A 19,072-nucleotide genomic window follows, 5' to 3' on the forward strand; every position below is an offset into this window, starting at 1 on the left:
AAATGGCCTTGCTGAATATTTTTGATATCGCCGGCTCGGCGTTAACCGCCCAGTCCAAACGTCTGAACGTGGCCGCCAGTAACCTGGCGAACGCCGACAGCGTGACCGGACCTGACGGACAGCCTTATCGTGCCAAACAGGTTGTGTTTCAGGTCGACGCTGCGCCAGGCGCGGCAACGGGCGGTGTGAAGGTGTCTGACGTGGTTGAGAGCCAGGCGCCGGACAAGCTGGTGTATGAGCCTGGTAACCCGCTCGCGGACGCTAACGGATACGTGAAGATGCCAAACGTGGATGTGGTAGGCGAGATGGTGAACTCCATGTCGGCGTCCCGTAGCTACCAGGCGAACGTCGAAGTGCTTAATACCGTGAAGAGCATGATGCTCAAAACACTCACTCTCGGCCAGTAAAGGAGACATGCATGTCCATCGCCGTAAATGTGAATGATCCGACGAACACGGGTGTTAACAACACCAAAAGTTCGACAAGCTCCAGCTCCCTGACGGGAAGCAATGCCTCCGATTTGCAGAGCAGTTTTCTGACGCTGCTGGTGGCGCAGCTTAAGAACCAGGATCCGACTAACCCAATGCAGAACAACGAACTGACCACGCAGCTTGCGCAGATCAGTACCGTGAGCGGCATTGAGAAACTGAACACCACCCTCGGTTCCGTCTCCGGTCAGATTAACAGCGCTCAGTCCCTGCAGGCGGCAAGCCTGATTGGTCACGGCGTGATGATCCCGGGGACCACGATCCTGGCGGGCACCAGCACCACCGACGGTACATCGACCACCACCACTACGCCGTTCGGCGTTGAATTGCAGCAGGCGGCTGACAAAGTGACGGCGACGATCACCGACTCAACCGGCGCCGTGGTTCGCACCATCGACATCGGCGAGCTGAAAGCGGGCGTTCACACCTTTACCTGGGACGGCAGCCTGACCGACGGCACGAAAGCACCAAATGGCTCCTACAAAGTCGCGATTAGCGCCAGCAACGGGACAACCCAGCTGGTGGCGCAGCCGCTGCAGTTCGCGCTGGTTCAGGGCGTGATTAAAGGGGGCGACGGCAACAAACTGGATTTGGGTACCTCCGGTACCACCACACTCGACGAAGTTCGGCAGATTATCTAAGCCTTAACACTTATCAGGAGTAAGTCATGGCCTTTTCTCAAGCGGTCAGCGGCCTGAATGCTGCGGCCACCAACCTGGACGTCATTGGCAACAACATCGCCAACTCCGCGACCTATGGTTTCAAATCCGGTTCTGCGTCTTTTGCAGATATGTTTGCCGGTTCCAAAGTGGGTCTGGGCGTAAAAGTTGCGGGCATCACTCAGGACTTTACCGACGGTACCACTACCAACACCGGTCGTGGCCTGGACGTTGCCATCAGCCAGAACGGTTTCTTCCGTATGGTCGATGCAAACGGCTCGGTGTTCTACAGCCGTAACGGCCAGTTCAAGCTGGACGAAAACCGTAACCTGGTGAACATGCAGGGGATGCAATTAACGGGGTATCCGGTTGCCGGAACGCCATCAACGGTTCAGACCGGTGCGAATCCACAGGCGATTAATATCCCGACCACGCTGATGGCCGCGAAGTCCACCACCACGGCTTCCCAGCAGATTAACCTCAACTCCACCGATGCCGCACCAACCGCCGCCTTCGATCCGGCCAACCCGGATACCTACAACAAAAAAGGTACGGTAACCGTCTTTGATAGCCAGGGTAATGCGCACAACATGAACCTGTTTTACGTCAAAGATGCAACCCCGGCTAACTCCTGGAAAGTGTATGCCCAGGACGGCAGCGTGGCAGGCAGCGCGGCGGCAGTGGCCACGACGTTGACCTTCGATAATAACGGTACGTTGATCGGGGGTGGAAACATCAACATCACTACCGCGACTATCCCAGGTGCAGACCCGGCGACCTTCGCGATGAGTTTTGCTAACTCCATGCAGCAGAACACCGGTGCGAACAATATCGTGGCGACCAATCAGAACGGCTTCAAGCCGGGCGACCTGGTGAGCTATCAGATTAACGATGACGGCACCGTCGTCGGGAACTACTCCAACGAGCAGACTCAGGTGCTGGGCCAGATCGTGCTGGCAAACTTCGCCAACAACGAAGGCCTGAAGTCCGAAGGGGATAACGTCTGGTCTGCCACGCAGTCTTCCGGTGTTGCCCTGCTGGGCACCGCGGGCTCCGGTAACTTCGGCACGCTGACCAACGGCGCGCTGGAAGCCTCTAACGTGGACCTGAGTAAAGAACTGGTGAACATGATTGTCGCGCAGCGTAACTATCAGTCGAATGCGCAGACCATCAAGACCCAGGATCAGATCCTCAACACGCTGGTTAACCTGCGTTAAGCGGCTAACAGGAAAGCGCAATGGATCACGCAATATATACCGCGATGGGCGCGGCAAGTCAGACGCTCAGCCAGCAGGCCGTTACCGCCAGCAACCTGGCAAACGCCTCTACGCCGGGCTTTCGCGCGCAGCTGAATGCGCTGCGCGCGGTGCCGGTGGAGGGGCTCTCCCTGCCGACCCGTACGCTGGTGGCGGCATCCACCCCGGGTGCAGACATGACGCCAGGGCAGATGGATTACACCTCACGCCCGCTGGACGTTGCGCTGCAGCAGGACGGCTGGCTGGCGGTGCAAACGGCGGACGGTGGCGAGGGCTATACCCGTAACGGGAATATCCAGGTCAGCGCGACCGGCCAGCTGACGATTCAGGGGCATCCGGTGATGGGTGAAGCGGGCCCGCTGACCGTGCCGGAAGGCTCTGAGTTGACCATCGCCGCGGACGGCACCATCTCGGCGCTGAACCCGGGCGATCCGGCCAACACCGTTGCTCCCGTCGGGCGTCTGAAGCTGGTCAAAGCGGAAGGCAAAGAGGTGCAGCGTGGCGACGATGGCATGTTCCGTCTGACCCAGGCAGCTCAGGCTACCCGTGGTGCCACATTACAGGCCGATCCGAGCATCCGCGTGATGTCCGGTGTTCTGGAAGGCAGCAACGTTAAGCCGGTAGCCGCCATGAGCGACATGATCGCCAGCGCCCGTCGTTTTGAAATGCAGATGAAAATTATCAGCAGCGTGGACGAAAACGCGGGCAAGGCTAACCAACTTCTGTCGATGAGTTAACAGGACTCTTTATGATCAGTTCTTTATGGATCGCGAAAACTGGCCTGGACGCGCAGCAAACCAACATGGATGTGATTGCCAACAACCTGGCAAACGTCAGCACCAATGGTTTCAAGCGTCAGCGCGCCGTTTTCGAAGATTTGCTTTATCAAACCATCCGCCAGCCGGGCGCGCAGTCTTCTGAACAGACGACGCTGCCGTCAGGCCTGCAGATCGGTACCGGCGTTCGCCCGGTGGCGACCGAGCGTCTGCACAGCCAGGGCAACCTGTCTCAGACCAACAACAGCAAAGACGTGGCGATCAAAGGCCAGGGCTTCTTCCAGGTGCAGCTGCCTGACGGGACCTCTGCCTACACCCGTGACGGTTCCTTCCAGGTCGATCAGAACGGTCAGCTGGTGACGGCGGGCGGTTTCCAGGTTCAGCCTGCGATCACCATTCCGGCGAACGCCCTGAGCATTACCATCGGCCGTGACGGTATCGTGAGCGTGACCCAGCAGGGGCAGGCCGCGCCGGTCCAGGTCGGACAGCTCAACCTGACCACCTTCATGAACGATACCGGTCTGGAAAGCATTGGTGAGAACCTCTACACCGAAACGCAATCCTCCGGCACGCCAAATGAAAGTACGCCAGGCCTGAACGGTGCCGGTCTGCTGTATCAGGGGTATGTCGAAACCTCCAACGTGAACGTGGCGGAAGAGCTGGTGAATATGATCCAGGTCCAGCGCGCGTATGAAATTAACAGTAAAGCAGTCTCGACGACCGATCAGATGCTGCAGAAACTGACGCAACTCTAAGGTGTAGCCCGGTGCGGTAAACCCCGCACCGGCTCCCTGTTTTCGAAGATGAAGGCAATGCAAAAAAACGCGGCGTTTCGTTATCCGATACTGACTGTTCTGGCCGTCACCCTCAGCGGGTGCGCTTTGATCCCGTCTAAACCATTGGTCCAGGGTGCGACGACTGCCCAACCCGTTCCTGGCCCTGCGCCAGTCGTAAACGGCTCCATTTTCCAGACCGCGCAGCCTATTAACTACGGCTATCAGCCGCTGTTTGAAGATCGCCGCCCGCGTAACGTCGGCGATACATTGACCATTGTGCTGCAGGAAAACGTCAGCGCGAGCAAGAGCTCGTCGGCGAACGCCAGCCGCGATGGCAAAACCAATTTTGGCTTTGACACCGTTCCACGCTATCTGCAGGGCCTGTTCGGCAATGCCCGTGCGGATGTTGAGGCCTCCGGCGGCAACACCTTTAACGGTAAAGGTGGCGCGAACGCCAGCAACACCTTCAGCGGTACGCTGACGGTCACGGTTGACCAGGTGCTGGTTAACGGCAATTTACACGTCGTGGGTGAAAAACAGATCGCCATTAACCAGGGCACTGAATTCATTCGCTTCTCGGGCGTGGTGAATCCACGCACCATCAGCGGCACCAACACCGTTCCGTCCACCCAGGTGGCGGATGCGCGCATTGAGTACGTCGGTAACGGCTACATTAATGAAGCGCAGAATATGGGTTGGCTGCAGCGCTTCTTCCTTAATTTATCGCCGATGTAAGCGAGGTGACCCATGTTTAAATCGATCTTCGCCGCGGCGCTGGTTCTTGTCGCAACGTTTGCCCAGGCCGATCGCATTCGCGATCTCACCAGCGTTCAGGGCGTCCGCGGGAACTCGCTGATTGGCTATGGCCTGGTGGTGGGGCTGGACGGTACCGGTGACCAGACCACCCAGACGCCGTTTACCACCCAAAGCTTAAACAACATGCTTTCCCAGCTCGGCATTACCGTGCCGGCGGGAACCAACATGCAGCTGAAAAACGTGGCCGCGGTAATGGTCACTGCCTCATACCCGGCGTTTGCGCGCCAGGGGCAGACCATTGACGTGGTGGTCTCCTCAATGGGTAACGCCAAAAGCCTGCGCGGCGGTACGCTGCTGATGACCCCGCTGAAAGGCGTCGACAGCCAGGTCTACGCGCTGGCGCAGGGGAACATCCTGGTTGGCGGGGCTGGCGCATCCGCTGGCGGAAGCAGCGTACAGGTGAACCAGCTGAACGGCGGGCGCATCACCAACGGTGCGATCATCGAGCGTGAACTGCCGACCCAGTTTGGCGCGGGCAACACCATCAACCTGCAGCTGAATAATGAAGACTTCACGATGGCGCAGCAGATTGCCGACACCATCAACCGCAGCTATGGCAATGCCACGGCACTGGATGCGCGTACCGTGCAGATCCGCACCTCCACCGGCAGCAGCAACCAGGTGCGCATGCTGGCGGATATCCAGAATCTGGAAGTGAACGTGCCGGTGCAGGATGCCAAAGTGATCATCAACTCCCGTACGGGATCCGTGGTGATGAACCGGGAAGTGTCGCTGGATAGCTGTGCCGTGGCGCAGGGTAACCTGTCGGTGACGGTTAACCGTTCCGCCAACGTCAGCCAGCCGGATACACCATTTGGTGGCGGCCAGACGGTAGTGACGCCGCAAACGCAGATTGATTTACGCCAGAGCGGCGGTTCCCTGCAGAGCGTGCGCTCCAGCGCCAACCTGAACAGCGTGGTGCGTGCCCTGAACGCCCTGGGCGCGACGCCGATGGATCTGATGTCCATTCTGCAATCGATGCAAAGCGCGGGCTGTCTGCGCGCCAAACTGGAAATCATCTGATGCTGACCGATAGCAAACTGTTGACCAGTGCCGCCTGGGACGCCCAGTCGCTCAACGAACTGAAAGCCAAAGCAGGTAAAGACCCGGCGGCGAATATCCGCCCGGTCGCCCGCCAGGTGGAAGGGATGTTTGTACAGATGATGCTGAAAAGCATGCGTGAAACCCTGCCGAAAGACGGGATGTTCAGCAGCGATTCAACGCGTCTTTATACCAGCATGTACGACCAGCAGATTGCGCAGCAGATGACCGCCGGTAAAGGCCTCGGTCTGGCTGACATGATTGTCAAACAGACCGCTGCCGCACAGGGTGTTCAGCCAGAAGAGCAGCCGCCGCAGGTGCCGATGAAGTTCGACCTCGAAACGGTGACCAGTTATCAGAACCAGGCGCTGACGCAGATGGTGCGTAAAGCGATACCGAATGCAACGGGCAGCGGCGACGAGGCGCTCTCCGGTGACAGCAAAGACTTCCTGGCGCAGCTTTCTCTGCCGGCACGGCTTGCCAGTGAACAGAGCGGCGTGCCTCACCACCTGATTCTGGCCCAGGCCGCGCTGGAGTCGGGCTGGGGCCAGCGCCAGATCCGCAAGGAAAACGGAGACCCGAGCTTCAACATCTTCGGCGTGAAGGCCACCTCCAGCTGGAAGGGGCCGACCACCGAGATCACGACTACGGAATACGAGAACGGCGCGGCGGTGAAGGTGAAAGCCAAATTCCGCGTTTACAGCTCGTATCTGGAAGCGTTGTCTGACTATGTAGGCCTGCTGAGCCGAAATCCGCGTTATACCGCCGTTACGCAGGCGGCGACAGCGGAGCAGGGCGCTCAGGCCCTGCAAAACGCGGGCTACGCAACCGACCCGAACTACGCGCGCAAGCTCACCAGCATGATCCAGCAGCTGAAATCGATGGGCGAGAAGGTCAGCAAAGCCTATAGCACAGATATCGAAAATCTGTTCTGAAAGTTCTCAAGTCCCGGTGGAGGTTGCCGATAACCTTCATCAGGACTCGTGTCTGAACGTATAAAAGGAACCCCCATGTCCAGTTTGATTAACAGCGCCATGAGTGGCCTCAGTGCCGCGCAGTCGGCACTCAATACCGTCAGTAATAATATTTCAAGCTATAACGTGGCAGGTTACACCCGCCAGACGACGGTGCTGGGTGCATCTAACAGCACGCTGACCGGCGGTGGCTGGGTGGGTAACGGGGTGTATGTCTCCGGTGTCCAGCGTGAATATGACGCTTTCATCACCAACCAGCTGCGCGCCGCGCAGACCCAGAGCAGCGGCCTGACCACGCGCTATCAGCAGATGTCAAAAATTGACGATGTGCTCTCCGATACCACCAACTCGCTTTCCACCACCCTGCAGGATTTCTTTAAGAGCCTGCAAACGCTGGTGAGCAACGCGGAAGACCCGGCTGCGCGTCAGACGGTGCTGGGAAAAGCGAGCGGCCTGGTCAATCAGTTCAAAACCAACGATCAGTATCTCCGCGATCAGGATTCGCAGGTGAATACCGCGATTTCAACCAGCGTGTCGCAGATCAACAACTACGCCAAACAGATTGCCAACCTGAACGATCAGATCTCCCGTCTGACCGGCGTTGGCGCGGGCGCATCCCCGAATGATTTGCTCGACCAGCGCGATCAGCTCGTCACTGAGCTGAACAAAATCGTGGGCGTGGAAGTCTCTGTGCAGGATAGCGGCACGTATAACATCTCTTTCGGCAACGGTTACAGCCTGGTGCAGGGCAGCAAAGCTAACCAGCTGGCGGCCGTGAAGTCCAGCGCCGATCCGTCCCGTACCACTATCGCCTACGTTGATGACGTGGTGGGTAATGTCGAGATCCCGGAAAAGACGATCACGACCGGTTCGTTAGGCGGTTTGCTGACGTTCCGTGCTGAAGATCTGGATAAAGCTCGTAACACCCTGAACCAGATGGCGCTGGCCTTTGCTGATGCGATGAACAAACAGCATGAGGCCGGTTTTGATGCCAATGGCGATGCGGGCGGTAAGCTGTTCGGCTTCGGTTCTCCGGCCGTGCTTTCCAACAGCAAGAATAGCGGCACTGCGGCGGTCACTGCCACCGTTGCGGACAGCACCAAAGTTCAGGCAACGGACTATAAGCTGCAGTTTAACGGCACCGACTGGACCATCACCCGCACGTCGGACAAGACCAGCTTTACCATGAGCCCGGATGCCAGCGGCAATCTGTCTTTTGACGGTCTCAACGTGAACGTCAGCGGTTCGGCCAACGCCAAAGACAGCTTTACCGTGAAGCCCGTCTCTGACGTCATCATGAACATGGAACTGTCCATCAGTGACGAATCCAAACTGGCTATGGCCGCGGTGCAGAACGGCGGTGAGAGCGACAACCGCAACGGGCAGAAAATGCTCGATCTGCAAAACAGCAAAGTGGTTGGCGGGAACAAAACCTTTAACGATGCCTATGCCTCACTGGTGAGCACCGTAGGGAGCACCACCGCTTCACTGAAAGTCAGTAGCCAGACGAAAGCCAATGTGGAAACGCAGTTAATTAAGCAGCAGCAGACCATCTCTGGGGTAAACCTCGACGAAGAGTATGGCAACCTGCAGCGTTATCAGCAGTATTACCTCGCCAACGCGCAGGTGCTTCAGACTGCCAGTACGCTCTTCGATGCAATTATCAACATTCGTTAAGGTTGAGGTGAAAAATGCGTATTAGCACCCAGATGATGTACGAACAGAACATGCGCGGGATCACCGATTCCCAGAGCAGATGGCTGAGCTACGGTGAACAAATGTCCACCGGCAAGCGCGTTAACCGTCCGTCGGACGATCCTATCGCGGCTTCACAGTCTATTGTGCTGTCACAGTCTCAGTCTCAAAACAGCCAGTTCGCGTTAGCGCGCACCTTTGCCACGCAAAAAGTGTCGCTGGAAGATAACGTGCTGACCCAGGTGAACACCGCTTTATCAAGCGTGCGTGAGAAGCTGGTCTACGCGTCAAACGGCACCTTAAGCGATGACGACCGTCTCTCTCTGGCGACCGATATCCAGGGGATCCGCGACCAGCTGATGAACCTGGCTAACACCACGGACGGCAACGGTCGTTTTATCTTTGCGGGATACAAAACCGAGACCGCGCCGTTTGATGCCGCAACCGGCACCTACAATGGTGGTACTGAGGCGATTACGCAGCAGGTTGATACGGCGCGAAACATGGCAATCAGCCATACCGGCCAGCAGATCTTCGAGAGCATTACCAGTAATGCGCAAGAGCTGCCGGGCGGGGGCTATGGCGACACCAACATGTTTAAAATCCTGGACTCTGCCATTGCGTCGCTGAAAACGCCGATTGAGAACGATCCGGCCGCCGCCGCCGCGCAAAGCCAGGTGATTTCCAACGCGCAAATCGGCATCAAAAACTCTCAGAACAATGTCCTGACGGTTGTTGCGGATGTGGGAACGAAGATGAACGAGCTGGAAAAACTCGATACGCTGGGCGATGACCGCGCGCTGGGTCAGACCAAGCAGATGAGCGACCTGGTTGATGTCGACTGGAACGAAGCGATCTCCTCTTACACCATGCAGCAGGCGGCCCTGCAGGCCTCTTATAAAGCGTTTAGCGATATGCAGGGCATGTCTCTGTTCCAGCTGAACAAATAACATCTTGACCTCTTGGAACATGTCTTGAAACTGGGCATGTTTTACTGCCCAATCCGTCTGGATTGGGCATTTTTTTTATGCCATTTCTGCTGGTGCCGAGGCGACCCGCGCGCTTTCAATCATACGGATTGCCAGCGCAATGATGCCGCAGACCGTTGCCAGCGCAACCACGCCCGTCCAGCCAGCCAGCGTGTAAATATTGCTGCCTAACGCGGAACCCAAAGCCATGCCGATAAAGATCACGGTAAAGAGCAGGGCGTTCAGACGACCCCGCGCCTGTGGCTCAAGGCTGTAAACCAGATTCTGGTGCGCGACCAGGCTGGACTGCAGGCCCAGATCGAACCCGATAGCAGAGACGGCAATCAGAATCAGCTGTCCGTGAATCCCCAGGGCGGGCATCAGGAACATCAGGGCAAACGAGACGGTCACAAGGACGGCACCAAGCTGCGTGACTTTCCCGGCACCCAGTTTATCCGCCAGGCCGCCCGCCAGCGGGGCTGCCAACGCACCGGCTGCCCCTGCGATACCAAAACCACCGGCGACGGCACTCCCGAGGTGATAGCGTTCCAGCAGCATGACCGCAAGCGTAGACCAGAAGGCGCTAAAGGCTATCGACAGAAAACCCTGGGCCAGCGCGGCACGGCGCAGAGCGGGATAGCGACGCCACAGATGTTCCATCGAGCGCAGCAGTGCGGGATAGCTCAGCGTGGAGTGAACGGCGAAACGAGGGAGTACGGCCCACATCACCACGCCGATAAACGCAATACTTCCCGCAGCCAGCTGATACATCACGCGCCAGCCAAACGCTTCGCCCACCACGCCGCTGACGGTTCGGGAGAGCAAAATGCCCAGCAGCAGACCGGTCATCACCGTACCCACGGTTTTCCCCTGTTTGCCTTCCGGCGCAAGGATCGCCGCAGCCGGGACAATATCCTGCGCCATGGTGGCGGCCATGCCGATGAGCAGGCTTGCCAGCAGCAAGGAGTGGATCTGTCCGGTCAGGCTACAGCCCAGCAGGAACAGAGCCAGGGCCGCGCTCTTTATCAGGATTAACGTTCTGCGGTCGTGGCGATCGCCGAGCGGCAACAGGAACAGGATCCCTAAGGCATATCCCGCCTGGGTGAGGGTCGGGACCAGGCCCATTCCTTCGATACTCAGGTGAAGGTCGGCGCCCATCAGAGGCAGCAGAGGCTGGGCATAATAGATGGATGCCACGCTGAAGCCTGCACCCAGCGCCAGCATTAAGATTACCCAGCGGCTTACGGCATGGGCGGCGGTTGTTGTGTTCATAAGACGTTCCTCATTCATCGTGTGAGGCTATTTTTTATCAGTACGCCTTGCGGCGGTAGCGGGCGCGGTGGTAAAACGCTTATACGTTGAACGTATTGATGAAAAGTAAATGAAAAGAGCTGAGCGTATAGACAGGGTAGAGCTAATGCGGACGTTTGTCCGCATTGTGGAGGCGGGTTCCCTCTCTGCGGCGGCACGGCAGCTGGACACCACCCAGGCCACGGTGAGCCGGCGGCTGCAGTCGCTTGAGACTATGCTGGGCGTGCGTCTGATGTTGCGCACCACCCACACGACGCGGCTGACGGATGACGGGGAGCGCTGCTATCAGCATGCCCGTCGGGTAATTGACAGCTGGCTGGCGCTGGAAGATGAGGTGGGGCAGACGGAAGATGAACCTGTAGGCGTGCTGCGGGTGCGGGCACCGCATGCGTTTGGTCAGGATCAGCTCCTGAAACCACTAACCGAATTTCTACAGCGTTATCCGCAGCTTTCTATTGAGTGGATGCTCAACGATCGGTCGGCTGATTTTCTGGGCGACAACCTTGACTGCGCTATTCGGGTGGGAATGGAAGTCGACCCGGCGACCGTGTCCGTGCTGCTGGCCGAAGTGCCGCGCTCGGTGGTGGCTTCTCCGGGATTGCTGGACCGCTTTCCGACGGTTAACGCCCCGGAGGATCTGCAGCAGCTTCCCTGGATTGCCATCAGCTCTTTCTACCAGCGCCATGTGGAGCTTTTTCACGAGGCATCATCCGCCACCGCGCGCGTGATAATTACCCCACGCCTGAGCACCGACAGTCTGTATGTCGCACGCAATACGGCACTCACCGGTCTTGGCGTGGCGGTAGTATCCAGCTGGACGGTACAGGATGATATCCGGGAAGGTCGGCTGGTACATTTGCTGCCAGAGTGGCAGCCGGCGGCGTTACCGGTGCATCTGGTTTACCCCTGGTCCCGGTATTATCCAGCGCGCTTGCGGCGATTTCTGGAGCTAATGCGGCAGATCATGCCGGAGGTCACCGGGATGAGAAAGCCCGTGCAGCAGCCATAAAAAAAGCCGACCCGAAGGTCGGCTTTTTACTTTCTGCGTCGTTATTCGACAGACTGCGGACGCGTCGCTGGTGCAGTCGCCTGATGCGTTGCACTGTGACCGCCTGCAGCGCCTTTACCGTCAAAGCTGAACGCCGGGCGAACCCAGTCGCTGTGACGCGGTGCTTCAGGCACATACTCTGGTGCCGGAGCGCGCGTCATCGGCGCTGTCGCAACGTGAGCAGGCGCAGGAGCGGCAACAACCTTAACCGACTCTGGCTCCACTTCAGGCGCTTTCGCTTCTTCAACAACCGGTTCAACCTGAATCTCAACGTCCTGAACGATTTCTTCAGTGGTGGTTTCGACGACGGTTTCAGCGGCTTCTTCCACTGCGGCTACAGGTTCAGCCTCTTCAGCGACTTCCTCAGCCACCACGACATCTTCTTCGGCGATAATCTGCGGTGCGGCATCAACCGGCGCGGCAATCACTTCAGGATGGGTGGTTTCGACGTCCACTGCGTGTGGTTCTGCCGCTTCAACAACCTGAGGTTCAACCACGGTTGCTGCTTCGGTCACAGCATCTTCAACCGCTGCTACAGGAGCAATCACCTCTTCGGTCACAGCCTGCTCTTCAACAGCCTGCTCCAGGCGAGCGACCGGATAACGGATCCAGACTTTGCCGGATGCCATTTCTGGTGACGCGCACGCCACGGTCAACGGCATTGGAGACTGAGTCGGATAACGCTCGTCACGGTAGCGACGACGACGCTGGCCACTCACGCGCAGATGACGCGGAGAACGGCGGGAGCGACGCGGCATACCTGCGTTGTCACGGTTTTCACCGTTTTCATCCTGCTCAACGTTATTGTCCACGACGGCTGGCAGGTCAACTTTTGCAACCTGGGTGCCTGTTGCGGTTTCTGCCGCTTCAGCCGTAACTACGGTGGTTTCTTCTACCGGAGCCGCACCAACGCGCACTTTCTGTGCCAGCTGGCGCTGCTTACGACGAGGCATCACCTGAGTACGTTCTTCCTGCTCGCCGTCCTGCTGCTCAGCGGGCTCTTCGCGGTTCAGGTTTTTAACTTCCTGCTGCGCCTGACGCTTCTCGTCGTTACGACGACGGTTGCGTTCGCGGCGTGGCTGCTGCTCGTCGCGCTGTTTGCTCTTCTCAGACTCATCGCCCGCCTGCTGGCGAATTTCACGATCTTCAACATTCTGCTGCTGTTTCTCGCGACGGTTGCGACGGTTGTCTTCGCGCTGCTCACGGCTTTCATTATTGTCTGAACGGCTGTCACGACGCTCGTTACGGTCGCTGCGGTCGTTACGATCGCGGCGGTTGTTCTGACGCTTGCGACGGTCCTGCTGACGTTCAGGTTTGGCTGCTTTAGGTTCTTCTTTCGGCTGCTCTGGCTGAACTTCTTCACCCGCAAACATCTTCTTCAGCGCGCCGAAGAAGCGGCTCAGCAGACCCGGTTGCGCCGGCTGGGCTTTCACTGCCGTTGCTTCTGGTTTCTGCGCCGCCGGTTTGGCTGCAGGTTTTTCCAGCGCCGCTTCCGGTGGTGCTTCAGGCATAATGAAGGTCGCTAACGCAGGCTGCTCTGGCAGTTTGCGCTCGGCAGGTTCTTCATCGGAAGGCAGCGCCATCTCTTCTTCATGCAGCTTCGGCAGCAGGTAGCTGAGGGTGCTGGTCTCTTCGCCCTTACGGACACGCAGCACGTGATAGTGCGGGGTTTCCATCTGGTCGTTTGGCACGATGATGCAGCGAACGCCGCCCTGACGCGCTTCGATTGCGCTGACCGCTGCACGTTTTTCGTTCAGCAGGTAGGAGGCAATCGGCACAGGCACAATGGCGTGAACCTCTTTGGTGTTCTCTTTCAGCGCTTCTTCTTCAATCAGACGCAGGATAGAGAGAGACAGCGATTCGTTATCACGCACGGTGCCGGTGCCGGAGCAGCGCGGGCAGACGTGATGGCTGGACTCACCCAGCGACGGGCTCAGACGCTGGCGGGACATCTCCAGCAGGCCGAAGCGCGAGATGTGGCTAATCTGGATACGCGCGCGATCCTGACGCACCGCTTCACGCAGGCGGTTTTCAACCGCGCGCTGGTGGCGAACAGGGGTCATGTCGATGAAGTCGATAACAATCAGACCGCCCAGGTCGCGCAGGCGGAGCTGGCGGGCGATTTCATCAGCGGCTTCAAGGTTGGTGTTGAAGGCCGTCTCTTCGATGTCCCCGCCGCGGGTTGCACGCGCGGAGTTGATGTCGATAGCGGTCAGCGCTTCGGTGGTATCGATAACGATAGAACCGCCAGACGGCAGGCGCACTTCACGCTGGAAGGCGGACTCGATCTGGGATTCGATCTGATAGTGGCTGAACAGCGGGATTTCACCGGTGTACAGTTTAATTTTGCTGGTGAAATCCGGACGACCCAGCGCGGCTATGTGCTGGCGAGCCAGCTCAAGCACTTTCGGGTTATCGATCAGAATCTCACCGATGTCCTGACGCAGGTAATCACGGAAGGCACGCACGATAACGTTGCTTTCCTGGTGGATCAGGAACGGAGCAGGGCGGCTTTCTGCGGCTTTCTGGATAGCTTCCCAGTGCTTCAGACGGAAGCTCAGGTCCCACTGCAGCGCTTCGGCAGATTTGCCCACGCCCGCGGTACGCACGATAAGCCCCATGCCATCCGGCAGCTCAAGGCTTGCCAGCGCTTCTTTCAGCTCGGTACGGTCATCACCTTCGATACGGCGAGAGATGCCCCCCGCGCGCGGGTTGTTTGGCATCAGCACCAGATAGCTCCCCGCCAGGCTGATAAAGGTGGTCAGTGCGGCACCCTTGTTGCCGCGCTCTTCTTTATCAATCTGAACGATAACTTCCTGACCTTCACGCAGAACATCTTTGATGTTTGGGCGGCCATGGGCGTTGTAGTTTGCAGGGAAATATTCGCGGGCGATTTCTTTCAGAGGGAGGAAGCCATGACGCTCAGCACCGTAATCGACAAATGCAGCTTCAAGGCTTGGTTCAATGCGGGTGATTTTACCTTTGTAAATGTTCGCTTTTTTCTGTTCGTGTCCAGGACTTTCGATATCCAGATCGTACAGGCGCTGCCCATCCACAAGGGCGACACGCAACTCTTCTTGCTGAGTTGCGTTGATTAACATTCTTTTCATCGTAACTTACTCGTTATTCTTACATTGACGACAAAGCTGCGGGCAAGGTGACGCTTTCCGGGGTATGAACCGATGGCCTCGTGTCTGTTCACGTCGCCAACCTCACGGTTGTCGCTCGCTTAAGAGGCGCAGAGTGTCGGTTGCCTGTATTTCATACGGAAACACAGCGCAATTATCAGGGGAATTGCCTGGGTAGAACTCTCCAGAGAACAATCCTTATACCGGGAAGTACTGCAACCCGCAGCCCGCTAACTGCCTGAAAGATCAATACGTCTTACGCCATTGCTGCGTGGATGATCGGTCAGACAAAATTGGTCATTCCGTCGACATCCTTACAAAACCCGGATTTAACGCGGAAAACAGCCCCATTATTCCACTGCTCGCCGGGTTATAGCAAGATGACTTTTACCAATTATCACCCGGTTACTCACAGTTTCTTCACCTCAAGGTGGTGATTGGTTTAATAACCACCAAATCGATTGCGTGAAACGGTTCGCAGGCCGGATAAAAGTAAATATAAGCATAGAAAAATGAGTGGCGCTAATGGCTGACGATATTTAGAATCGCCAACCATGAAAACAGAGACTCCAGCCGTAAAAATGGTTGCTATCGCGGATGACTACGCGGGGCAACGCATCGATAACTTCTTGCGCACCCAACTGAAGGGCGTGCCAAAGAGTATGATTTACCGCATCCTGCGTAAGGGCGAGGTGCGGGTGAATAAAAAACGCGTGAAGCCTGAGTATAAGCTCGAAGCCGGTGATGAAGTGCGTATTCCACCGGTGCGCGTGGCTGAACGTGAAGAAGAGGTGGTTTCGCCGAAGCTGCAAAAAGTCGCGGCCCTGAGCGATGTCATCCTTTATGAGGACGATCATATTCTGGTGCTGAATAAGCCATCGGGTACCGCGGTCCACGGTGGTAGCGGTCTGAGCTTCGGCGTGATTGAAGGGTTACGTGCGCTGCGTCCTGAAGCCCGTTTCCTCGAACTGGTTCACCGCCTGGACCGTGATACCTCAGGCGTGCTGCTGGTAGCGAAAAAGCGTTCAGCGCTGCGTTCCCTGCACGAGCAGCTGCGTGAAAAGGGCATGCAGAAAGATTATCTGGCGCTGGTGCGCGGTCAGTGGCAGTCCCATGTGAAGGTGGTGCAGGCCCCGCTGCTGAAGAACATTCTGCAAAGCGGCGAGCGCATTGTGCGCGTGAGCCAGGAAGGGAAACCGTCTGAGACGCGCTTTAAGGTTGAAGAGCGCTACGAGTTTGCCACGCTGGTGCGCTGCAGCCCGGTGACGGGGCGTACCCATCAGATTCGCGTGCATACCCAGTTTGCGGGCCATCCGATTGCGTTTGATGACCGCTACGGCGATCGCGAGTTCGATAAGCAACTGGCGGGCACGGGCCTGTCGCGTCTGTTCCTGCATGCGGCAGCGTTGAAGTTTACCCATCCTAATACCGGGGAAGTTATCCGTATTGAAGCGCCGCTGGATGAGCAGTTGAAACGCTGCCTGAAGGTTCTGCGCGGCTGATTAGGTGCCGGGTGGCGCTGCGCTTACCCGGCCTACGAAACCCGTAGGCCCATGCAAGCGAAGCGCCGCTGGGTATAACTTACACGACCAGCGGATTACACTCTTCTCGCCGTAACATCTGGCACAAGGCAATCAGCGGCAATCCCACCAATGTGTTCGGATCCCGACCGCCCAGCTTGTCGAACAGCGCAATTCCCAGCCCCTCACTTTTGAAGCTTCCTGCGCAGTTCAGCGGACGTTCCCGGCGCACGTAGTCCATAATCTCCTGCTCGCTAAGATGGCGGAAGTGCACATCGAACGGCTCGCATTCGGTTTGCAGATGGCCGGAGGCGGAGTTATAGAGCGCCAGGCCCGTGTAAAAGGTCACGATAGTGCCCCGCGCACGCAGAAGCTGCTGGCAGGCATTCTCCTCCGTATGGGGCTTGCCGGTGATTTCGCCGTCCAGCACGCAAACCTGATCGGAGCCTATAATCAAATGTGCAGGATAACGTGCGACCAGCGATTGCGCTTTCTCCTTAGCGAGACGCGTTACCAGATGACGCGGTGATTCACCCGGCTGCGGCGTCTCATCAACGTCCGGTGCGGCGCATTCAAACGGGATCCCGAGCTTTTCCAGCAGCGTTCGACGGTAGGGAGAAGTGGAAGCAAGGACGAGATTTGGCATATTTTTATCACCAGATATAGCGTATCGATGCCAGCCATTTTAAACTACAGGCCGCAATGTGTGCGAATAATTGGCAAAAGGCAGCTCTGGTTGCCTTTTTCTTTGACTCTATGACGTTACAAAGTTAATATGCGCGCCCTATGCAAAAGGTAAAATTACCCCTGACTCTTGATCCGGTTCGTACGGCTCAAAAACGCCTCGATTACGAAGGTATCTATACTTCCGATCAGGCCGAGCGTATTGCCGAATCTGTAGTCAGTGTGGACAGTGATGTAGAATGCTCCATGTCGTTCGCTATCGACAACCAGCGTCTCGCCGTTTTAACCGGTGATGCAAAGGTAACGGTAACGCTCGAGTGTCAGCGTTGCGGGAAACCGTTTGTACAGCATGTTCACACAACGTATTGTTTCAGTCCGGTTCGTTCTGACGAACAGGCTGAAGCACTCCCGGAAGCGTATGAGCCGATTGAGGTTAACGAATTCGGTGAAATCGATCTTCTGGCTCTGGTTGAAGATGAAATCATCCTCTCCTTGCCAGTTGTTCCGGTGCATGATTCTGAACACTGTGAAGTGTCCGAGGCGGACATGGTCTTTGGGGAACTGCCTGATGAAGCGCAAAAACCAAACCCATTTGCCGTATTAGCCAGCTTAAAGCGTAAGTAATTGAGGAGTAAGGTCCATGGCCGTACAACAGAATAAACCAACCCGTTCCAAACGTGGCATGCGTCGTTCCCATGACGCGCTGACTGCAGTTACCAGCCTGTCTGTAGACAAGACTTCTGGTGAGAAACACCTGCGTCACCACATCACCGCTGACGGTTTCTACCGCGGCCGCAAGGTTATCACTAAGTAATCGCGCGAAAGCGTGATTAGGCTTAGTGAGGATTTCCCCGTGCAAACGGGGAAGTTACCGAACCAGGCTGCGACGATACCTTGACACGTCTAACCCTGGCGTTAGATGTCATGGGGGGAGATTTTGGCCCTTCCGTGACAGTGCCTGCAGCATTGCAGGCACTGAATTCTAATTCGCAACTCACACTTCTTTTAGTCGGCAATCCCGACACAATCACGCCATTACTTGCAAAAGCTGACTTTGAACAACGTTCGCGTCTGCAGATTATTCCTGCGCAGTCAGTTATTGCCAGTGATGCACGCCCCTCGCAGGCGATTCGTAATAGCCGTGGCAGCTCTATGCGCATGGCGCTGGAGTTGGTAAAAGAAGGGCGAGCGCAGGCTTGCGTCAGCGCCGGCAATACCGGCGCGCTGATGGGGCTGTCGAAATTACTGCTCAAGCCGATTGAGGGCATTGAGCGCCCGGCGCTGGTGACGGTGTTACCGCATCAGCAGAAGGGGAAAACGGTGGTGCTCGATTTGGGCGCTAACGTGGATTGTGATAGTACCATGCTGGCTCAGTTCGCCGTGATGGGGTCGGTGCTGGCAGAAGACGTGGTCGGGATCAACAATCCCCGCGTTGCGTTATTGAATATTGGTGAAGAAGAGACCAAAGGCCTGGACAGCATTCGCGACGCTGCTGAAATGCTCAAACAGGTTCCCTCCATCAACTATATTGGTTATCTCGAAGCCAATGAGTTGCTGACGGGAAAAACGGATGTTCTGGTGTGCGATGGCTTCACCGGAAACGTAACGTTGAAGACCATGGAAGGGGTCGTGCGCATGTTCCTTTCTCTGCTGAAATCTCAGGGAGAAGGCAAAAAAAGCGCCTGGTGGTTGATTTTATTGAAGCGTTGGTTACAAAAGAGCCTGACGCGGCGATTCAGTCACCTCAACCCCGACCAGTATAATGGCGCCTGTCTGTTAGGATTGCGCGGCATCGTGATTAAGAGTCATGGCGCCGCCAATCAGCGAGCATTTTCTGTCGCCATTGAACAGGCAGTGCAGGCGGTGCAGCGACAAGTCCCTCAGCGGATTGCCGCTCGCCTGGAATCTGTATTAGCTAAAAGTGACTGAGCG

General features: G+C 57.1%; 18 protein-coding genes. 15 read left to right on the forward strand and 3 right to left on the reverse strand.

The features are described from left to right. Window positions 1–2 precede the first annotated feature (2 nt). The 10 genes from flgC (at window position 3) to flgL (ending at window position 9,431) form a co-directional block, all read left to right on the forward strand. Window positions 3–407 carry a flagellar basal body rod protein FlgC gene (flgC, locus tag IM295_RS06705; RefSeq protein WP_013097138.1) on the forward strand — a complete coding sequence of 135 codons (405 nt, stop codon included), beginning with the start codon at window positions 3–5 and terminating at the stop codon, window positions 405–407. An 11-nt stretch (window positions 408–418) separates the two neighbouring features. Continuing rightward, window positions 419–1,129 carry a flagellar hook assembly protein FlgD gene (flgD, locus tag IM295_RS06710; RefSeq protein WP_041910524.1) on the forward strand — a complete coding sequence of 237 codons (711 nt, stop codon included), beginning with the start codon at window positions 419–421 and terminating at the stop codon, window positions 1,127–1,129. Between the two features lie 26 nt (window positions 1,130–1,155). Next, window positions 1,156–2,364, forward strand: coding sequence for a flagellar hook protein FlgE (flgE, locus tag IM295_RS06715; protein WP_041910523.1), 1,209 nt, complete (start codon window positions 1,156–1,158; stop codon window positions 2,362–2,364). A 20-nt stretch (window positions 2,365–2,384) separates the two neighbouring features. Further along, entirely contained in the window at window positions 2,385–3,140 is a 756-nt protein-coding gene (locus IM295_RS06720; protein WP_028012705.1) for a flagellar basal body rod protein FlgF, read from the forward strand. Window positions 3,141–3,151: 11 nt separating this feature from the next. After that, window positions 3,152–3,934, forward strand: coding sequence for a flagellar basal-body rod protein FlgG (flgG, locus tag IM295_RS06725; RefSeq protein ID WP_000625853.1), 783 nt, complete (start codon window positions 3,152–3,154; stop codon window positions 3,932–3,934). A gap of 57 nt (window positions 3,935–3,991) precedes the next feature. Beyond that, a complete protein-coding gene (flgH, locus tag IM295_RS06730) occupies window positions 3,992–4,690 on the forward strand; it encodes a flagellar basal body L-ring protein FlgH (protein ID WP_023311139.1) in 699 nt (232 codons plus the stop codon). A 12-nt stretch (window positions 4,691–4,702) separates the two neighbouring features. Beyond that, a complete protein-coding gene (locus IM295_RS06735; protein WP_028012706.1) occupies window positions 4,703–5,794 on the forward strand; it encodes a flagellar basal body P-ring protein FlgI in 1,092 nt (363 codons plus the stop codon). Then, window positions 5,794–6,747, forward strand: coding sequence for a flagellar assembly peptidoglycan hydrolase FlgJ (flgJ, locus tag IM295_RS06740; protein ID WP_193066435.1), 954 nt, complete (start codon window positions 5,794–5,796; stop codon window positions 6,745–6,747). The genes IM295_RS06735 and flgJ overlap by 1 nt, the downstream gene beginning before the upstream one ends. Window positions 6,748–6,822: 75 nt before the next feature. After that, window positions 6,823–8,463, forward strand: coding sequence for a flagellar hook-associated protein FlgK (gene flgK, locus IM295_RS06745; protein ID WP_193066436.1), 1,641 nt, complete (start codon window positions 6,823–6,825; stop codon window positions 8,461–8,463). A 14-nt stretch (window positions 8,464–8,477) separates the two neighbouring features. Then, a complete protein-coding gene (gene flgL / locus IM295_RS06750) occupies window positions 8,478–9,431 on the forward strand; it encodes a flagellar hook-associated protein FlgL (RefSeq protein ID WP_193066437.1) in 954 nt (317 codons plus the stop codon). 75 nt (window positions 9,432–9,506) lie between these two features. Here flgL and IM295_RS06755 read toward each other — a convergent pair whose 3' ends face one another. After that, window positions 9,507–10,721 (reverse strand): MFS transporter, encoded by a 1,215-nt coding sequence (locus IM295_RS06755; RefSeq protein WP_028012710.1) that lies wholly within the window; start codon window positions 10,719–10,721, stop codon window positions 9,507–9,509. 109 nt (window positions 10,722–10,830) lie between these two features. Here IM295_RS06755 and IM295_RS06760 point away from each other — a divergent pair, with 109 nt between their 5' ends. Next, a complete protein-coding gene (locus tag IM295_RS06760) occupies window positions 10,831–11,769 on the forward strand; it encodes a LysR family transcriptional regulator (RefSeq protein WP_193066438.1) in 939 nt (312 codons plus the stop codon). A gap of 41 nt (window positions 11,770–11,810) precedes the next feature. On the opposite strand, the gene rne is transcribed toward IM295_RS06760, so the two are convergent. After that, window positions 11,811–14,918 carry a ribonuclease E gene (rne, locus tag IM295_RS06765; RefSeq protein ID WP_193066439.1) on the reverse strand — a complete coding sequence of 1,036 codons (3,108 nt, stop codon included), beginning with the start codon at window positions 14,916–14,918 and terminating at the stop codon, window positions 11,811–11,813. Between the two features lie 572 nt (window positions 14,919–15,490). Here rne and rluC point away from each other — a divergent pair. After that, a complete protein-coding gene (gene rluC / locus IM295_RS06770; protein ID WP_028012713.1) occupies window positions 15,491–16,438 on the forward strand; it encodes a 23S rRNA pseudouridine(955/2504/2580) synthase RluC in 948 nt (315 codons plus the stop codon). A 79-nt stretch (window positions 16,439–16,517) separates the two neighbouring features. Here the strand turns inward: rluC and IM295_RS06775 are convergent, their stop codons facing one another. Next, complete coding sequence (locus tag IM295_RS06775; RefSeq protein WP_193066440.1) at window positions 16,518–17,102, reverse strand: nucleoside triphosphate pyrophosphatase; 585 nt, start codon at window positions 17,100–17,102, stop codon at window positions 16,518–16,520. 140 nt (window positions 17,103–17,242) lie between these two features. On the opposite strand from IM295_RS06775, the gene yceD reads away from it, so the two are divergent. The 3 genes from yceD (at window position 17,243) to plsX (ending at window position 19,069) form a co-directional block, all read left to right on the forward strand. Then, on the forward strand, window positions 17,243–17,764 hold the full coding sequence (gene yceD, locus IM295_RS06780) for a 23S rRNA accumulation protein YceD (RefSeq protein WP_021240759.1): 522 nt from the start codon (window positions 17,243–17,245) through the stop codon (window positions 17,762–17,764). 16 nt (window positions 17,765–17,780) lie between these two features. Next, the gene (rpmF, locus tag IM295_RS06785; RefSeq protein ID WP_003857964.1) at window positions 17,781–17,954 is read left to right on the forward strand and encodes a 50S ribosomal protein L32; all 174 of its coding nucleotides are present in this window, start codon (window positions 17,781–17,783) and stop codon (window positions 17,952–17,954) included. An 80-nt stretch (window positions 17,955–18,034) separates the two neighbouring features. Further along, window positions 18,035–19,069, forward strand: a complete 1,035-nt coding sequence (plsX, locus tag IM295_RS06790) for a phosphate acyltransferase PlsX (protein WP_028012715.1) — start codon at window positions 18,035–18,037, stop codon at window positions 19,067–19,069. Window positions 19,070–19,072: the final 3 nt, after the last annotated feature.

Origin of the sequence: Enterobacter cloacae complex sp. P14RS, assembly GCF_014895895.1 — a bacterium.
Classification (GTDB): Bacteria; Pseudomonadota; Gammaproteobacteria; order Enterobacterales; family Enterobacteriaceae; genus Enterobacter; species Enterobacter bugandensis.

What these genes read in the sequence shown, in the direction of transcription:
- flgC (WP_013097138.1), top strand. Translation starts at nt 3, where the DNA reads ATGGCCTTGCTGAATATTTTTGATATCGCCGGCTCGGCGTTAACCGCC.
- flgD (WP_041910524.1), top strand. Translation starts at nt 419, where the DNA reads ATGTCCATCGCCGTAAATGTGAATGATCCGACGAACACGGGTGTTAAC.
- flgE (WP_041910523.1), top strand. Translation starts at nt 1,156, where the DNA reads ATGGCCTTTTCTCAAGCGGTCAGCGGCCTGAATGCTGCGGCCACCAAC.
- IM295_RS06720 (WP_028012705.1), top strand. Translation starts at nt 2,385, where the DNA reads ATGGATCACGCAATATATACCGCGATGGGCGCGGCAAGTCAGACGCTC.
- flgG (WP_000625853.1), top strand. Translation starts at nt 3,152, where the DNA reads ATGATCAGTTCTTTATGGATCGCGAAAACTGGCCTGGACGCGCAGCAA.
- flgH (WP_023311139.1), top strand. Translation starts at nt 3,992, where the DNA reads ATGCAAAAAAACGCGGCGTTTCGTTATCCGATACTGACTGTTCTGGCC.
- IM295_RS06735 (WP_028012706.1), top strand. Translation starts at nt 4,703, where the DNA reads ATGTTTAAATCGATCTTCGCCGCGGCGCTGGTTCTTGTCGCAACGTTT.
- flgJ (WP_193066435.1), top strand. Translation starts at nt 5,794, where the DNA reads ATGCTGACCGATAGCAAACTGTTGACCAGTGCCGCCTGGGACGCCCAG.
- flgK (WP_193066436.1), top strand. Translation starts at nt 6,823, where the DNA reads ATGTCCAGTTTGATTAACAGCGCCATGAGTGGCCTCAGTGCCGCGCAG.
- flgL (WP_193066437.1), top strand. Translation starts at nt 8,478, where the DNA reads ATGCGTATTAGCACCCAGATGATGTACGAACAGAACATGCGCGGGATC.
- IM295_RS06755 (WP_028012710.1), bottom strand. Translation starts at nt 10,721, where the DNA reads ATGAACACAACAACCGCCGCCCATGCCGTAAGCCGCTGGGTAATCTTA.
- IM295_RS06760 (WP_193066438.1), top strand. Translation starts at nt 10,831, where the DNA reads ATGAAAAGAGCTGAGCGTATAGACAGGGTAGAGCTAATGCGGACGTTT.
- rne (WP_193066439.1), bottom strand. Translation starts at nt 14,918, where the DNA reads ATGAAAAGAATGTTAATCAACGCAACTCAGCAAGAAGAGTTGCGTGTC.
- rluC (WP_028012713.1), top strand. Translation starts at nt 15,491, where the DNA reads ATGAAAACAGAGACTCCAGCCGTAAAAATGGTTGCTATCGCGGATGAC.
- IM295_RS06775 (WP_193066440.1), bottom strand. Translation starts at nt 17,102, where the DNA reads ATGCCAAATCTCGTCCTTGCTTCCACTTCTCCCTACCGTCGAACGCTG.
- yceD (WP_021240759.1), top strand. Translation starts at nt 17,243, where the DNA reads ATGCAAAAGGTAAAATTACCCCTGACTCTTGATCCGGTTCGTACGGCT.
- rpmF (WP_003857964.1), top strand. Translation starts at nt 17,781, where the DNA reads ATGGCCGTACAACAGAATAAACCAACCCGTTCCAAACGTGGCATGCGT.